Genomic DNA, 13,271 nt, shown 5'->3' with positions numbered 1-13,271 from the left:
ACGGGCAATGCGGCTGCCTTGGCGACGGGGGATGCCCATTGTCGGACCTTCCCGTCGCAGCGGCAAACGGTGGTGCGCTGCGTGCGGTCGTCAGGGCGTGCGATTGGCCGCCGAGTTGCGCAGCAGACTCACTGCGAAACCACCGACCAGCAACGCGCCGCCCACCAGCAGCCCCCACAGCAACCACCGTTTCCAGTCGCGCGGGGGAGTGGCCGGCTGCAGCGCGGCATCGCCGGCCAGTGGCTGTGCCTGCGCAGCCACGCTGGCCGGTGCCGGTTGCCATTGCGCGCCACGTTCGCGGCGCAGCGCCTGCAGCATCGAGGCCAGTGGCGCGTCGCCGCGTTGCGCACGCGCGCTGCCCGCGGCTACCGCATACGGCGGCTGCCCCTGCGCGAGGAACATCAGGCGCTCCGGCTGGTAGCCCACCCGCAGGGTCGGCACCGCAGTGCTGCGCCCTTGCGCGGCAATCAGTCGCCATTGGCGATCGCGTACCGGTGCTGACAACTCTTGCGGCGGCGACGCGGCTGCAGCGCCCTTGCCAAGTCGATACGCCAACCACGGCCCGGCGCGACGCAGCCACGGCGCGTCATCGGCATCGCGGCTTTCCACGATCCATTCGACCGCCTCGGCCTGACCGCCACTGACATCGACCTGCGTGATCGGAAAACGCCCCGGCAAGACATACACCACCGCCGTGTCCTGTGCGGTGCCGGGTAGTTCCAGCCACTGCGATTGCGTCGGTGCGGCGATGCCGTCCAGTTCCGCATCGACCGCGCGCAAGGCCGGCAGTTCGCCAGCCACCGGGACGATGCGCAGGTAGCGTGCGCCCTCGTCCAATGCGATGCGGCGTTGCCGTAGGCGCTGGGCCTGATTGTCCAGCGCCATGACCGTGGCGTCCAAGGCAAGCACGCGCCAGTCGCGCAGATCGTCGCTGCCTTCCACACGCAGCCGGGCCTGCACCGGCATATTGCCGTCCCAGTCCAGCCACAGCGCGCGCGGTCGGTCGTGCAAGGCGCTGGCATCGATCAGCCAACTGCCACCGGTACCGGCAGCAGTGGGTGCGCCGGTGGCAAAACGGCCTTCCAGCCGGCGCACGGCGCCACTGGCATCGCGTTCTGCGATCAACTGCAGATCGCCATTGGCAGGTGCCGCACCGGCGGGCAACGCAAACAACGGCAAGCGTTGCCGACGGGGTGCAGCGGCCGGCGCGGTATCCACGGCTAATCGCGCGGACGGCATTTCTTCGCCGCGCGCATCGATCACCGTGACATCGCGCAGCGCCGCATCCTGTGCGCTGCGATAGATCGCCGCGTTCACGCGCAGCTGATACATGCCGGCATCGGAACCGGTCACCTGCAACGGCCACTGTTGGCGATAGTCCTGCCGCACATCGGCTGCCTGCGCCACTAGCGGCACCAACAGCAGCCAACCCCAGTGCTTCGATTTCATGTGTGATCCTTTTCGACGCCATCGTCTGCGACAACATGCGCTTCGGCAGCCGCCCGACGCGGCGGTGCCGGCGCCAGATAGCCCACCACGGTGCACAACAGGCCATAGGCCATGAACGAACCGATGCCGAGCAGATTGCCCAGATGCTGGCGGTCGACCAAGACCAGCTTGGCCAACACCAGGCCCATCAACAACGCTCCGCCCAGCCACAGCCCACGCTGACCGCGCCGCGAACCGATCACCCAGCCCAGCACGCCCAGCACGCTCCACACGATGGTCAGGCTGGTCTGCGACAAGGTCGCGCCGATCAAGCTGGCATCCCACGGCACGCCGCCCCAGTGATGCACGCTGTGCAAGGTGCTGCCGGTGATCAACGCCCACCCCAGCACGCCCAGCGCGGTGACACGCCGACGTTGCAGCATCGCCGATGCCTGCGCCGACCACGCCCACCGTGCGAGCAAGGCGAGCACCGCCAGTTGCGCCAGCTCGGCCGGGTTGAGCAAGGGCAACCACGGCAAGGGCGCGGCGCTCACCGGATCCAGCAGCACGATCAACCAACCGATGCCCAGCACCGCGAACAGGCAGCCCAGCAATGCGTTGCGTGCGCGATCGAAGCTGGTTCCCTGCGGCCACGCCAGCCACGGCCACCGCAGCACCCCCACTGCCGCCACGATCAGCCAGGGCGCGGCGAGCAAGGCGCAACGCCACCCATTTGCGAGCATGAACGTATCGGCCAACCAGGCGGCACCCAACGCCACCACCAACGGCCACAGCAGCCACCAGATGAACTGCGCGGCTAGGGCGCCTGCGCCGTGCTGCATGCGCAGGCACCACAGCGCACGCGTGCCCGCCACGGCAACCCCCAACCAGGCCAGGGCGCCCCAATGCGCGAAGGGTTGCGTATGCGCATGGCTCTGCCACACCGCCAGCGGCGCAGCCAGCGCCAGCCCGAACATCGCCGTCCACAACAGCACCGTGGCCGGGCGACGACGGTGCACTTCGGCCACCAGCCATACGGTCAGTGCGACAAAGCCCAGCAATAGATCCGGCTCGCTGCGCAGATCGCCGGCAAAACGGAAGATCTCGTGCACACCGCACAACGTCCACCAGCCCAGCCCCCACAGATACGCCACCAGCGCGCGCCGCGGCTGCCCCGCGTCGCGCAGGAACCAGGCACTGGCACAGCCGGCGATGGCGATCAGCAGGCTGCTCATGCAGGTGGCATTTGCCACCGCCACGCTGTCGTGGCGCCATGCGTCCACGCCGAAGGCGACACCGACGGCCGCCAGCACCTGCAACGCCACGCCGCTGATCTGCGGGATACGTCGCTGCTGCCGCAAGCCCAACCACAACAACCCCACACCTTCCAGCGCAAAGACGCTGGCGGTGGCGCGTGCCGACAATGCCAGCGGCACCGCCAACGTGGCAAAGCCAGCCGCCAGCATCGCGTGCGCCTCGCCCAGCAAGCGCGTGGAGGCGCGTCGCAGCAACCAACTCGCCAGACCCGCATACAACGCAGCAACCGCCAACGCGCACAAGGCCAGCGGCAGCCGATCGCCCTCCAGCAAGCGCGCCTGCAATGCAAACGCCACCAGCGGTGTGCCGAACAACAGGCTGCCATCGATGACCTTGCCGGCGCTGCCATCGCCGCGACGCGCATGCAGCACCGGAATCGCCACGTACATGGCGAAGAACAACAGCAGGAAAGGTTCGGTCGTGGCGAATTTCGCCGGGCTGTATTGCAGCGCGCCCCACAGCGTGCCGATGCCGAAGGTGAAAACGAATCCGAGCAGGTTCAGCACCCGCCACGGGCGCGTCCAGGCGATCGCCACGATGCCGGCATTGAGCACGGCGTAATACGAAAACAGCGCGACATGATTGCCGCTACCGGTGGACAGCCAGATCGGCGCAAGGAAGCCGGCCAGCACACCCAGCACGGCCAGCGTACGCGACTCCTGCACCACCGCCAGCACGCACATGCCGGCAATCAGCACCACGCTGATGCCCATCGCCAGGCCGGCGCCGAGCAGTCCGTACAACTTGAAGGCGGCAAACACGGTCAGCAGCAAACCGCCGATGGCGCCGCCCTGCAACGCCAGCGCAAACCCGGGCCGCTGCAACCGCTGTTTCCAACCGAACACCAGGCCGGCAAGCGCCAGCACGCTGATACCGGCCAGGCGCAGCTCGACCGGCATGCGCATCCAGCCCTGGTCGCTGGCGTACTTCAACAACGACGCCACGCCGGCCAGCAACACCAGCATGCCGACCTTGATCGGCACATTGCCTTCGGTAAACCAACGCTTCAGCGCGCTTGCGGCGCGCGATACCGGGTCGGGTTCGCGCGGCGGCAGTGGTGCTTGTGGTGCGTGCGATTGCGATGCGGACGCCGGTACATCGACTCCATCGCGCGCGAAAGGCGTAGGCGCTTGCGCAGGCAGGGGTGGCGGCAACGGCACGACGGGCGAAGGTGCCACGTCGCCGCCCACCTGACGCGGCAGATCGCCTGGATCGGAGGCAGGCATGTCGAAGCCGCAAGCGTGGCCAGACACGTCGACCGGCGGCTCCCACTCCCTGCCCTGCCGTTGCGCCGACGTGCGGCCTGTCGTACCGGCGATTCCGGCATCGCTTGCGGCCTGCCATTGCGCAAGCCGCTGCTCCAGCGCATCCACGCGCCGCCGCAGCCCGACGACCCACACCAATGCAATCACCAACCCCACCGGCACCGCAAGCAGCACCAGCGCCACCACGACGAACATTGTTTCCACGCCAACTCCCGAGTTCGGCGTCCGGCCGAATGCGCGCACCATACAGCCTCGGATGCACCTGGGCAGCAAATGCCAGCGCCAGGACTGGACGCTGCAGAACGCCGTCTCAACGCGGCGCCGTAGCAGACACAAAAAAACGCCCGGAGAACCGGGCGTTTTGTGTGTTATTCGCGGTAGCCGCTGTCGTTCTTGTTATGGATGATCCAGATCAGGTTGCCGCCGGTGTCCATCGACTTGCCTGCGAACACCAGACGCCCCTGGCCCTTATAGGCCATCTCATAACGGTAGCGGTCGCCACCGAAAAAGAACGGGATGAACGCCTTGCCGGTCACATAGGAGCCTTGGTCGGTTGGCTGCCCGATCAGATCGGTGACCTGCTTCATCGGCATACCGATCTTCAGCTGGGTGAACTTGCTGTCCGGCGCCGGTTTGCCGGTGATCTCGCCTTCGTAATCGTTGACGCCCTTGACCGTTTCGCCATAGCCCGCCTCCACGTCGGAGGATTTGATCACTTCCCCATCGGCATTCATCCAGGCCGGCGTACCGGTCTGCTTCTTGGCAATCGCCTCAGGTGCAATGCCCCCCAACACCATGGTCAGCACCATGGCTCCCATCCACATACGACTGATCTGCACGTTGTCTCTCCTTGAATTCATTGGGTGCCCCTGTACGTCCTCTGTCGTCCCAGCGCAGGAACAACCGCTGGCCGGCGAGGCCATTAGCGCACGCGTTTGGGTCGATGTCCACGCTTGACCCTCCTGCAGCGGCAATCAACTACTTGCCGAGCGTTGCCGCTAGTGCTAAAAACGCGCCAGCGCCCGGGTGAGCACCCGATTCGCAAGGATCAACGGCATCGCTGCCCTGCAAGGACGTATCACAATGCACGCTCTTTTCCGCTCTTACTCACTGCCCGCCCTTTGCGCCATCGTGCTGCTAACGACCGCAGCGCCGGCATCTGCTGACCTGTTCGGCACCGCTGAAGTTATCGCCCAAAGCTGGGTCGGCCACGACGCCACAGAGCTCATGATGCAATGGCCGGTAGGAAAAGGCCTCTATACGTCCGAGAACACCGAGACGCAGGAGACCGCCTACACCTATAACTTTGGCATTGAAGCGCATTACCGCACCAATTACTGGACCACGCAGGGAGGCATTATCGGCATGGACCGCGGCACCCCGATCTTTGAGGAATACCAGCACAGCGAGAAAGTCTATGTTCCCGCCGAGCATCATTGCGAAATCACCTTCATCGCCGACGCGGAAGGCATCATCACCCGATACGATTTCGCTGGCACCAAGTGCCATGAGCATGCCCGCAACTGGGGGCGCCCAAAAAAGAAGAAGTAGCCCTGCCACGTGATCGACATCAATTTATCAACCAAGGAACGTTCGAATGAAAGCACGGAATTCACTGAGTCGTACTGCATGGTTGATGCTCGCACTGGCGCAATGCATGTTGGCCATGCCGGTCATGGCCGAATCGGCAAGGCACGGGACCATTGCGGCACTGGAGCCCATCGAGAACAAAGGCGATAATGTTCCAGAACGCAATAAAAACCTTAAAAATGCCGCCTCGGACCTCGGTGGCATAGCCGGCAGCTTTCTCGGCCTGAAGTCCAACAACCGATTCGGTGCAGAAGCCGGAGCAGCGGCAGGCACTTATGCTGGCAAGCAGGTTGGCGACAAAGTTGTCAGCAGCGGCGTGGCCTCGCATTACATGTTGAAGATCCGTTTCGACAACAAGTCGCAAGTGATCGTGACAAAGCCGAGTGCCGAAGTCTCCGGCTTGGCGGTTGGCAGCCGAGTCGCCGTCACGGGCAAAGGCGAAAGCATGCGCATCACTGCAGAATAAGCGCTTGCTGAAAAAACGCGACTCCAAATAAAAAAGCGCCCAAGGGCGCTTTTTTATTCAATGACGACGATGCTTACTTCGCCACAACCCGCACCATTTCCAGGCACTTGTTGGAGTAGCCCCACTCGTTGTCGTACCAGGACACCAGCTTGACGAAGGTCGAGTCCAGCGCGATGCCGGCGTCGGCGTCGAACACCGAGGTGCAGGTCTCGCCACGGAAATCGGTGGCCACGACCTTGTCTTCGGTGTAGCCCAGCACGCCCTTCAAGGCACCTTCGCTCTGCGCCTTCACTTCGGCGCAGATCTCGGCGTAGGTGGCCGGCTTTTCCAGTTCGACGGTGAGGTCGACCACCGACACGTCCGAGGTCGGCACGCGGAAGCTCATGCCGGTGAGCTTCTTGTTGAGCTCGGGAATCACCACGCCCACGGCCTTGGCCGCGCCGGTGGAGGACGGAATGATGTTCTCCAGGATGCCGCGGCCGCCGCGCCAGTCCTTGTTCGACGGGCCGTCCACGGTCTTCTGCGTGGCGGTGGCCGCATGCACGGTGGTCATCAGGCCGCGCTTGATGCCCCACTTGTCGTTGATGACCTTGGCCAACGGCGCCAGGCAGTTGGTGGTGCACGAGGCGTTGGAGACGATCGCCTCGCCCTTGTAGGTCTTGTCGTTGACGCCGTAGACGAACATCGGCGTGTCGTCCTTGGACGGCGCCGACAGGATCACCTTCTTGGCGCCCGCGTCGATGTGCTTCTGCGCGGTGTCCTTGGTCAGGAACAGGCCGGTGGACTCGATCACCACCTCGGCGCCGACCGCATCCCACTTGAGGTTGGCCGGGTCGCGCTCCTGGGTCAGACGGATCTTCTTGCCGTTGACGATCAGGGTGTTGCCGTCGACCGACACCTCGGCCTTGAAGCGGCCGTGCACCGAGTCGTACTGCAGCATGTAGGCCAGGTAGTCGGGCTCGAGCAGGTCATTGATGGCCACGATCTCGATGTCATTGCCGAAGTTCTGCACCGCAGAGCGCAGCACGTTGCGACCGATGCGACCGAATCCGTTGATGCCGACCTTGATTGCCATGTTCACTAGCTCCTGCGGCCGCGACAGCGCGGCGGATGGAAAGGGATCGCCATTCTAGCAGCGTCGTCCGTATGGGGCCGGGATTGGAGCATCGGGAGCCGGGCTAGGAGCCGGTGGCGATTGCACTGCCGGACAGGTTGGCCAGCACGGCAAGCCGACCGATGGGCCCGCCATGCCCGACACTGCACTTGCAGACCATCTGGCAAAACGCGCCCCGACAAGCGCCGATCGGGAGAGACGTTCGTCGATGAAATACGCCAGCACCGGGTTGCTGCTTCAAGCACCACAGCGCAGCGGCCCCGGAGTGGATGCGCGAACGCCTGGCATGGCCACCAGCACCAACATACCCCTGCCTTGATCAGGATCAAGGCGGCCGACGGACAAACCCGCAAGACTTTAATCCCCCCACTGCCATTACGAGAGTCTCATGCGCATGCGCTCGACCCTGTTGTTCGCCGGCCTGGCCGCCGCCTTCGTCAGCGCTTCCGCTCTGGCTCAATCCAAGGGCGACTGGACCGTTGCCGTCGGCGCGCACCAGGTCGCCCCCACATCCGACAACGGCCGCCTGGTCGGCGGCACGCTCGAGGTGGACGTCGGCAACGACATCAAGCCGACCTTCACTGCCGAATATTTCATCGCCGACACCCTCGGGATCGAAGTACTGGCTGCGCTACCGTTCGAGCACGCGATCACACTCCGTGGCCTGGGCCGGGTCGGCAGCACCAAACACCTGCCGCCGGTGATCTCGCTGCAGTACCACTTCAACCGCCAGGGCAAGGTCTCGCCGTTCCTCGGCGCCGGCATCAACTACACCCGTTTCTTCAGCACCGATACCCGTGGCGCGCTGGCCGGCAGCAGGCTGGAGCTGGGCGATTCCTGGGGTTTGGCTGCGCATGCGGGACTGGACTTCACGCTCAGCGACCGCAGCGCCCTGCGTGTGGACCTGCGCTGGATCGACATCGATTCCACCGCCCGCCTCGATGGCGCCCGTATCGGCAAGGTCCACATCGACCCGTTGGCCTATGGCATGGCGTACGTACATCGATTCTGACCCACAGCGGCGGGCGCGGCGCATCTCTGGCACACTTGACCTCCAGGGACGTGAATCCACCGCCGGAGTTGCGGACAGGTTGGTCACGTCGACCGCCTGTCCGACCTACCGGGGATTCCATGAGCATGCTGATTCGCACCGCCCTCGCCATCGCATTGACCGCTTCGGCCGCACCCGCCCTTGCCCAGTCGGCCGGCCACTGGACGACCGGCTACGGTGCCGGCTATGTCTCACCCAAATCCGATAGCGGCACCTTCGGTGGCACGCGTGCCGAGATCAAGGGCGCGCCGGCACTCTCGTTCACCTACGAATACTTCCTGCGCAACAACCTCGGCATCGAGGTGCACGCCGCCGTCGCGGGCAGGCACGACCTCGAACTGGAAGGCATCGGCAAGGTAGGCAGTTATTGGTCGGTGCCGCCAAGCGTGCTGCTGCAGTACCACATCAACGGCTATGGCACGGTCTCGCCGTTCGTGGGGGTCGGCATCAACTACACCACCTTCCTCGGCGAGGACACCGAAGACACCTTCGGCAATGGCAATCTGCGCTTCGACGACTCGGTGGGCGCCACCGCGCATGTCGGCGTGGACTTCATCTTCAACGAGCGCAGCGGGTTGCGCGTGGATGCGCGCTGGACCGATTCGCGCAGCAACGTCGACTTCAATGGCACACGGCTGGGCAAGGCGCAGATCGATCCGTTGACCTACGGCGTGTCCTACCTGGTCTACTTCTGATCGCAGCGCCGACGCCATGCTGAGGCGTGGCTGTCGCCGGACCGGACGGCCATCAAACTGTACCGAACCGATGCGTACAATCGGCGGATGAAGACTCTCTCTGCTCGCCTCATCGTCATTGCCGCCGCCGTTGTCGCGGCGCTCCAGCCCGCCAGTGCATTCGCCTGGGGGCCCCAGGGACACCGCCTGGTGGCCCGCATCGCCGAAACCGAACTGAGCCCGCAGGCACGCGCGCAGGTGGCGCAGCTGCTGGCCGGCGAGCCCGATCCTAGCTTGCACGGCGTGGCCACCTGGGCCGATGAGTTGCGCGAGCACGACCCGGATCTGGGCAAACGCTCCGGGCCCTGGCATTACGTCAATCTTGGCGAACACGACTGCACATACCAGCCGCCGCGCGACTGCCCGGATGGCAATTGCGTGATTGCCGCGCTGGATCAGCAAACCGCCCTGCTTGCCGACCGTAGCCAGCCGCTGGACGTGCGCCGCCAGGCCTTGAAGTTCGTGGTGCATTTTGTCGGCGACATCCATCAGCCGATGCATGCCGGCTACGCGCACGACAAGGGCGGCAACGATTTCCAGCTGCAGGTCAACGGCAAGGGCAGCAACCTGCATGCGCTATGGGACAGCGGCATGCTCAACGATCGCCACCTGAGCGACGATGCGTACCTGCAGCGTCTGCTGGCCTTGCCGGCCGCCACTGCGGTGTCGCCAGCGCTGCCGCCGGCCGCTGCAGCCTGGGCGCAGGCGTCCTGCAAGATCGCCATCACGCCGGGCGTCTATCCAAGCGCGCACGTGTTGCCTGACACCTATATCGCCACCTATCGCCCGATTGCCGAAACGCAATTGCGCATCGCCGGCGATCGTCTGGCTGCCGTGCTCAATGCGGCGCTGGCCGCACCCTGACGTGGGGACGACGATGCAGCCCCAGGTGCTTGCGTTCTTTCACGCCGACAGCAACACCTTCACCTATGTGGTCGCCGATGCAGCGACCGGTGCAGCGGCGGTGATCGATCCCGCGCTGGACTACGCAGCCGACACCGGCATCACCGGCACGCACGCAGCACACCCCGTCGTCGATGCAGTTGCCCGACACCGATGGCAGGTGCAATGGCTGCTGGAAACCCATGCACATGCCGATCATCTGTCGGCGGCGCAGTGGTTGAAACAGCAGTGGCCGCAGGCGCGTATCGGCATCGGCGAAGGCATTCGGGATGTGCAGCAGACACTCGCGCCACGCTATGCGTTGCCGGACGACTTTCGCGCCGATGGCTCGCAATTCGATCACCTGTTCGCCGATGACGAGCGCTTCCTGCTCGGCCGTCTCCAGGCGCGGGTCATCGCCGTCCCCGGGCACACCAGCGACAGCATCGCGTATCTGATCGGCGATGCGCTGTTTCCCGGCGATTCGTTGTTCATGCCGGACGCCGGTACGGCGCGTTGCGATTTTCCCGGCGGCGATGCGCGGCAGCTCTACGCATCGATCCAGCGCTTGTATGCGTTGCCGGAAGATACGCGTGTGTTCGTCTGTCACGACTACGGTCCGGGCGGGCGCGCGGTGGCACACCAGACCAGCATTGGCGAACAGCGGCGCAGCAATATCCACGTGCACGATGGCGTGGACGTGGAGACATTCGTGAGTCAGCGACAGGCGCGCGATGCCACGTTGGCCGAGCCCAAGCTGATCCGGCCTGCGCTGCAGGCCAATCTTCAGGCGGGGCGCTGCGACTGGGTGAGTTCATAGCGTCCGCCGTGCCCGCCACGCGGGGCTGATCGCACAGCCGCTATGATCGGCCTTTGATCCTGTTGGAGTTCACCATGCGTACGATCGGCTTCTGGCAGCGCACGCTCTGCGTGCTGATGCTTGCCTTGCCTGTTCTGGCCACCGCGCAGACCGCGCCGGTGACGGTGTTCGCAGCAGCAAGTTTGAAGGAGTCGATGGACGAGGCGGCATCTGCGTACGAAAAAGCGACCGGCACACCGGTGCGCGTGTCGTATGCCGCCAGTTCTGCGCTGGCGCGCCAGATCGAGCAAGGCGCTCCGGCTGACGTGTTCTTCTCGGCCGACCTGGAATGGATGGACTATCTGCAGCAGCGCGGCCTGGTCGTGCCCGCGCAGCGCTACAACCTGCTCGGCAATACGTTGGTCTTGATCGCACCGGCCAGCAGCAAGGCACGCGTGGATCCACGTCAGCCCGGCGCGATTGCCAAGGCGCTCGGCGACCGTGGCCGATTGGCGGTTGGGCAGACCAACAGCGTGCCGGCCGGCAAATATGCCGCTGCATCGTTGCGCACACTGGGCCAATGGGAGGGCTTACGTGATCGTCTCGCCGAGTCCGAAAGCGTGCGCGCCGCGTTGATGCTGGTATCGCGCGGCGAGGCGCCGCTGGGCATCGTGTACGGCTCGGACGCACGCGCCGAGCCCAAGGTGCGCGTGGTCGCCCCGTTTCCCGATGACAGTCACGAGGCAATCGTGTACCCGCTGGCCGCGCTGAAGAACAGCCGCAACCCGGGCACCGCCGCGTTCGTGCAGTGGCTGCGCAGCGCGCCGGCGCGGGCGATCTTCGCGCGCCGTGGTTTTTCGTTGAAGGATTGAGGCGCAGCGCTTGTCGATGTTCACCCCGCAAGAGCTGACCGCGATCGGCTTGAGTCTCAAGGTCGCCCTGGTCGCGGCGATCGCCAGCCTGCCGCCGGGCATCGCCTGCGGCTGGCTGCTGGCGCGGCGACGCTTTCCGGGCAAGGCGCTGCTGGACGCACTGCTGCATCTACCGCTGGTGATGCCGCCGGTGGTCACCGGTTATGCGTTGCTGGTGGTGCTGGGCACGCAGGGGCCGGTCGGCGGTTGGCTGCTGGAGCATGTCGGTGTGCAGTTCGCGTTCCGCTGGACCGGTGCCGCGCTGGCCTGCGCGGTGATGGGGTTTCCGTTGATGGTGCGCGCGATCCGCCTGTCCATCGAAGCGACCGATCGCCGCCTGGAAGCGGCCGCCGCCACGCTGGGCGCTGGCCCGTGGCGGGTGTTTTTCAGCATCACCTTGCCGCTGGCCTGGCCCGGCCTGGTTGCCGGCATGGTGCTGGCGTTCGCCAAGGCCCTGGGCGAATTCGGCGCAACCATCACCTTCGTATCCAACATCCCCGGCGAAACGCAGACCTTGTCGTCGGCCATCTACGGCCTGATGCAGGTGCCGGGCATGGAATCGGGCGTCTGGCGGCTGGCCGGGGTTGCATTGGCGATCTCGCTGGCGGCCTTGCTGCTATCGGAGTGGCTGGTGCGCCGGCCACTTCCACGCGAGGAGCAATAGCGATGCATTCGCTTTTCGAACAACGTGGGTTGGAGAGACGTGACAGTCCGTCCGCGATGCCTTGCGCACTGCCTGATGCGTGGATACATCAAACAGCGCAACGTTGGCGGGCGCTCTGGCAGCCCCAGCCCGAACAGCCATGCGGATGCATGCCCGCTGCCATTCCATCGCCCAGGCGTCATGCATGAGGATTTTTTCCCGCCGACCTATCGTTACCGCATCCCGGCGCGGCGCACGCCACTCACGTAACGAACGCGTGCTCTGATGCTCGATCTCGACCTGCAGCTGCAACGCGGCAACTTCACACGGCATCTGCGTATCGAGGACGATGCACGCGTGGTGGCCTTGGTCGGCCCGTCCGGCGCGGGCAAGAGCACCGTGCTCAACGCGATTGCCGGGCTGGTGCGCCCGCAGGCCGGGCACATCCATATCGATGGGCGATGTCTGTTCGACAGCCAGCACGGCGTGAACCTGCCCACGCACAAGCGCAGGATCGGCTATGTGTTTCAGGATGCGCGGCTGTTCCCGCATCTGGATGTGCGACGCAACCTGCGTTACGGCCGGCATGCCCGTGGCGCTTCGCCCTTCGGCTTCGACGATGTGGTGGCACTGCTGGGCATTGCGCCGTTGCTGCAGCGCCGGCCGCGCAATCTTTCCGGCGGCGAAGCGCAACGCGTGGCGATCGGCCGTGCCCTGTTGTCGCAGCCGGCAATCCTGCTGTTCGACGAGCCGTTGTCGGCGCTGGATCAGGCACGCCGTGAGGAATTGATCCCCTACCTGCAGCGCGTGCGCGACGAGATCCGTCTGCCGATGTTGTACGTCAGCCACAATCCCGACGAAGTGCAGCGCATCGCCGATAGCGTGCATGTGCTGGAGTGAGCGCGGCCGACGGAATGGTTTTGCGATGGCTGAAGGAATAATCGAGGATCGACGTTCAACACGCACTGCGCATCCGTGCACGAACCGCTCGCTTCGGCCGGTGGTCGGCCGCGTCAAACTGTGCATGCTGCTGCACCCGCCTGGCGGCAGGCACCAAGCCGGCAACGCGCG

General features: G+C 65.2%; 13 protein-coding genes. 9 read left to right on the top strand and 4 right to left on the bottom strand.

All coding sequences use genetic code 11. The features are described 5' to 3' along the window. Positions 1-90 precede the first annotated feature (90 nt). From GGR61_RS03975 to GGR61_RS03965, 3 genes are all read right to left on the bottom strand, one after another. Entirely contained in the window at positions 91-1,449 is a 1,359-nt protein-coding gene (locus GGR61_RS03975) for a DUF3999 domain-containing protein (protein ID WP_184620495.1), read from the bottom strand. Then, a complete protein-coding gene (locus tag GGR61_RS03970) occupies positions 1,446-4,205 on the bottom strand; it encodes a DUF2339 domain-containing protein (RefSeq protein ID WP_184620556.1) in 2,760 nt (919 codons plus the stop codon). Before GGR61_RS03970 ends, GGR61_RS03975 begins: the two co-directional genes overlap by 4 nt. Positions 4,206-4,378: 173 nt before the next feature. Continuing rightward, positions 4,379-4,807: a hypothetical protein gene (locus GGR61_RS03965; RefSeq protein ID WP_184407610.1), complete on the bottom strand. Its 429-nt coding sequence runs from the start codon at positions 4,805-4,807 to the stop codon at positions 4,379-4,381. A gap of 286 nt (positions 4,808-5,093) precedes the next feature. On the opposite strand from GGR61_RS03965, the gene GGR61_RS03960 reads away from it, so the two are divergent. Next, a complete protein-coding gene (locus GGR61_RS03960) occupies positions 5,094-5,561 on the top strand; it encodes a hypothetical protein (RefSeq protein WP_184407513.1) in 468 nt (155 codons plus the stop codon). A 106-nt stretch (positions 5,562-5,667) separates the two neighbouring features. After that, positions 5,668-6,066 (top strand): hypothetical protein, encoded by a 399-nt coding sequence (locus GGR61_RS03955; protein WP_184407611.1) that lies wholly within the window; start codon positions 5,668-5,670, stop codon positions 6,064-6,066. A 73-nt stretch (positions 6,067-6,139) separates the two neighbouring features. Here GGR61_RS03955 and gap read toward each other — a convergent pair whose 3' ends face one another. Next, on the bottom strand, positions 6,140-7,141 hold the full coding sequence (gene gap, locus GGR61_RS03950; RefSeq protein ID WP_184407514.1) for a type I glyceraldehyde-3-phosphate dehydrogenase: 1,002 nt from the start codon (positions 7,139-7,141) through the stop codon (positions 6,140-6,142). A gap of 427 nt (positions 7,142-7,568) precedes the next feature. On the opposite strand from gap, the gene GGR61_RS03945 reads away from it, so the two are divergent. The 7 genes from GGR61_RS03945 to modC all read left to right on the top strand — a co-directional run bounded on the left by GGR61_RS03945 (position 7,569) and on the right by modC (position 13,100). After that, positions 7,569-8,192: an OmpW family outer membrane protein gene (locus GGR61_RS03945; RefSeq protein WP_184620494.1), complete on the top strand. Its 624-nt coding sequence runs from the start codon at positions 7,569-7,571 to the stop codon at positions 8,190-8,192. A 119-nt stretch (positions 8,193-8,311) separates the two neighbouring features. Next, the gene (locus GGR61_RS03940; RefSeq protein ID WP_184407516.1) at positions 8,312-8,926 is read left to right on the top strand and encodes an OmpW family outer membrane protein; all 615 of its coding nucleotides are present in this window, start codon (positions 8,312-8,314) and stop codon (positions 8,924-8,926) included. 87 nt (positions 8,927-9,013) lie between these two features. Continuing rightward, positions 9,014-9,829 carry a S1/P1 nuclease gene (locus GGR61_RS03935; RefSeq protein ID WP_184620493.1) on the top strand — a complete coding sequence of 272 codons (816 nt, stop codon included), beginning with the start codon at positions 9,014-9,016 and terminating at the stop codon, positions 9,827-9,829. 13 nt (positions 9,830-9,842) lie between these two features. Further along, on the top strand, positions 9,843-10,667 hold the full coding sequence (locus GGR61_RS03930) for an MBL fold metallo-hydrolase (RefSeq protein ID WP_184620492.1): 825 nt from the start codon (positions 9,843-9,845) through the stop codon (positions 10,665-10,667). A gap of 74 nt (positions 10,668-10,741) precedes the next feature. After that, on the top strand, positions 10,742-11,518 hold the full coding sequence (gene modA, locus GGR61_RS03925; protein WP_184407519.1) for a molybdate ABC transporter substrate-binding protein: 777 nt from the start codon (positions 10,742-10,744) through the stop codon (positions 11,516-11,518). 16 nt (positions 11,519-11,534) lie between these two features. Beyond that, positions 11,535-12,221, top strand: a complete 687-nt coding sequence (gene modB, locus GGR61_RS03920; RefSeq protein WP_184620491.1) for a molybdate ABC transporter permease subunit — start codon at positions 11,535-11,537, stop codon at positions 12,219-12,221. A gap of 264 nt (positions 12,222-12,485) precedes the next feature. Beyond that, complete coding sequence (modC, locus tag GGR61_RS03915) at positions 12,486-13,100, top strand: molybdenum ABC transporter ATP-binding protein (protein ID WP_184407521.1); 615 nt, start codon at positions 12,486-12,488, stop codon at positions 13,098-13,100. The last annotated feature ends 171 nt before the right edge of the window (positions 13,101-13,271 follow it).

The sequence above is a fragment of the Xanthomonas sp. 3058 genome, assembly GCF_014199765.1.
Classification (GTDB): domain Bacteria; phylum Pseudomonadota; class Gammaproteobacteria; order Xanthomonadales; family Xanthomonadaceae; genus Xanthomonas; species Xanthomonas campestris_B.
The sequence above is the reverse complement of the archived record's forward strand: the minus strand, read 5'-3'. Positions and strand labels throughout refer to the sequence as shown.

Excerpts from the sequence above, each read along its gene's own strand:
- GGR61_RS03930 (WP_184620492.1), top strand. The coding sequence starts at position 9,843 with ATGCAGCCCCAGGTGCTTGCGTTCTTTCACGCCGACAGCAACACCTTC.
- GGR61_RS03975 (WP_184620495.1), bottom strand. The coding sequence starts at position 1,449 with ATGAAATCGAAGCACTGGGGTTGGCTGCTGTTGGTGCCGCTAGTGGCG.
- GGR61_RS03935 (WP_184620493.1), top strand. The coding sequence starts at position 9,014 with ATGAAGACTCTCTCTGCTCGCCTCATCGTCATTGCCGCCGCCGTTGTC.
- GGR61_RS03945 (WP_184620494.1), top strand. The coding sequence starts at position 7,569 with ATGCGCATGCGCTCGACCCTGTTGTTCGCCGGCCTGGCCGCCGCCTTC.
- GGR61_RS03970 (WP_184620556.1), bottom strand. The coding sequence starts at position 4,205 with ATGTTCGTCGTGGTGGCGCTGGTGCTGCTTGCGGTGCCGGTGGGGTTG.
- GGR61_RS03955 (WP_184407611.1), top strand. The coding sequence starts at position 5,668 with ATGTTGGCCATGCCGGTCATGGCCGAATCGGCAAGGCACGGGACCATT.
- modA (WP_184407519.1), top strand. The coding sequence starts at position 10,742 with ATGCGTACGATCGGCTTCTGGCAGCGCACGCTCTGCGTGCTGATGCTT.
- GGR61_RS03965 (WP_184407610.1), bottom strand. The coding sequence starts at position 4,807 with ATGGTGTTGGGGGGCATTGCACCTGAGGCGATTGCCAAGAAGCAGACC.
- GGR61_RS03940 (WP_184407516.1), top strand. The coding sequence starts at position 8,312 with ATGAGCATGCTGATTCGCACCGCCCTCGCCATCGCATTGACCGCTTCG.
- modC (WP_184407521.1), top strand. The coding sequence starts at position 12,486 with ATGCTCGATCTCGACCTGCAGCTGCAACGCGGCAACTTCACACGGCAT.
- modB (WP_184620491.1), top strand. The coding sequence starts at position 11,535 with ATGTTCACCCCGCAAGAGCTGACCGCGATCGGCTTGAGTCTCAAGGTC.
- gap (WP_184407514.1), bottom strand. The coding sequence starts at position 7,141 with ATGGCAATCAAGGTCGGCATCAACGGATTCGGTCGCATCGGTCGCAAC.
- GGR61_RS03960 (WP_184407513.1), top strand. The coding sequence starts at position 5,094 with ATGCACGCTCTTTTCCGCTCTTACTCACTGCCCGCCCTTTGCGCCATC.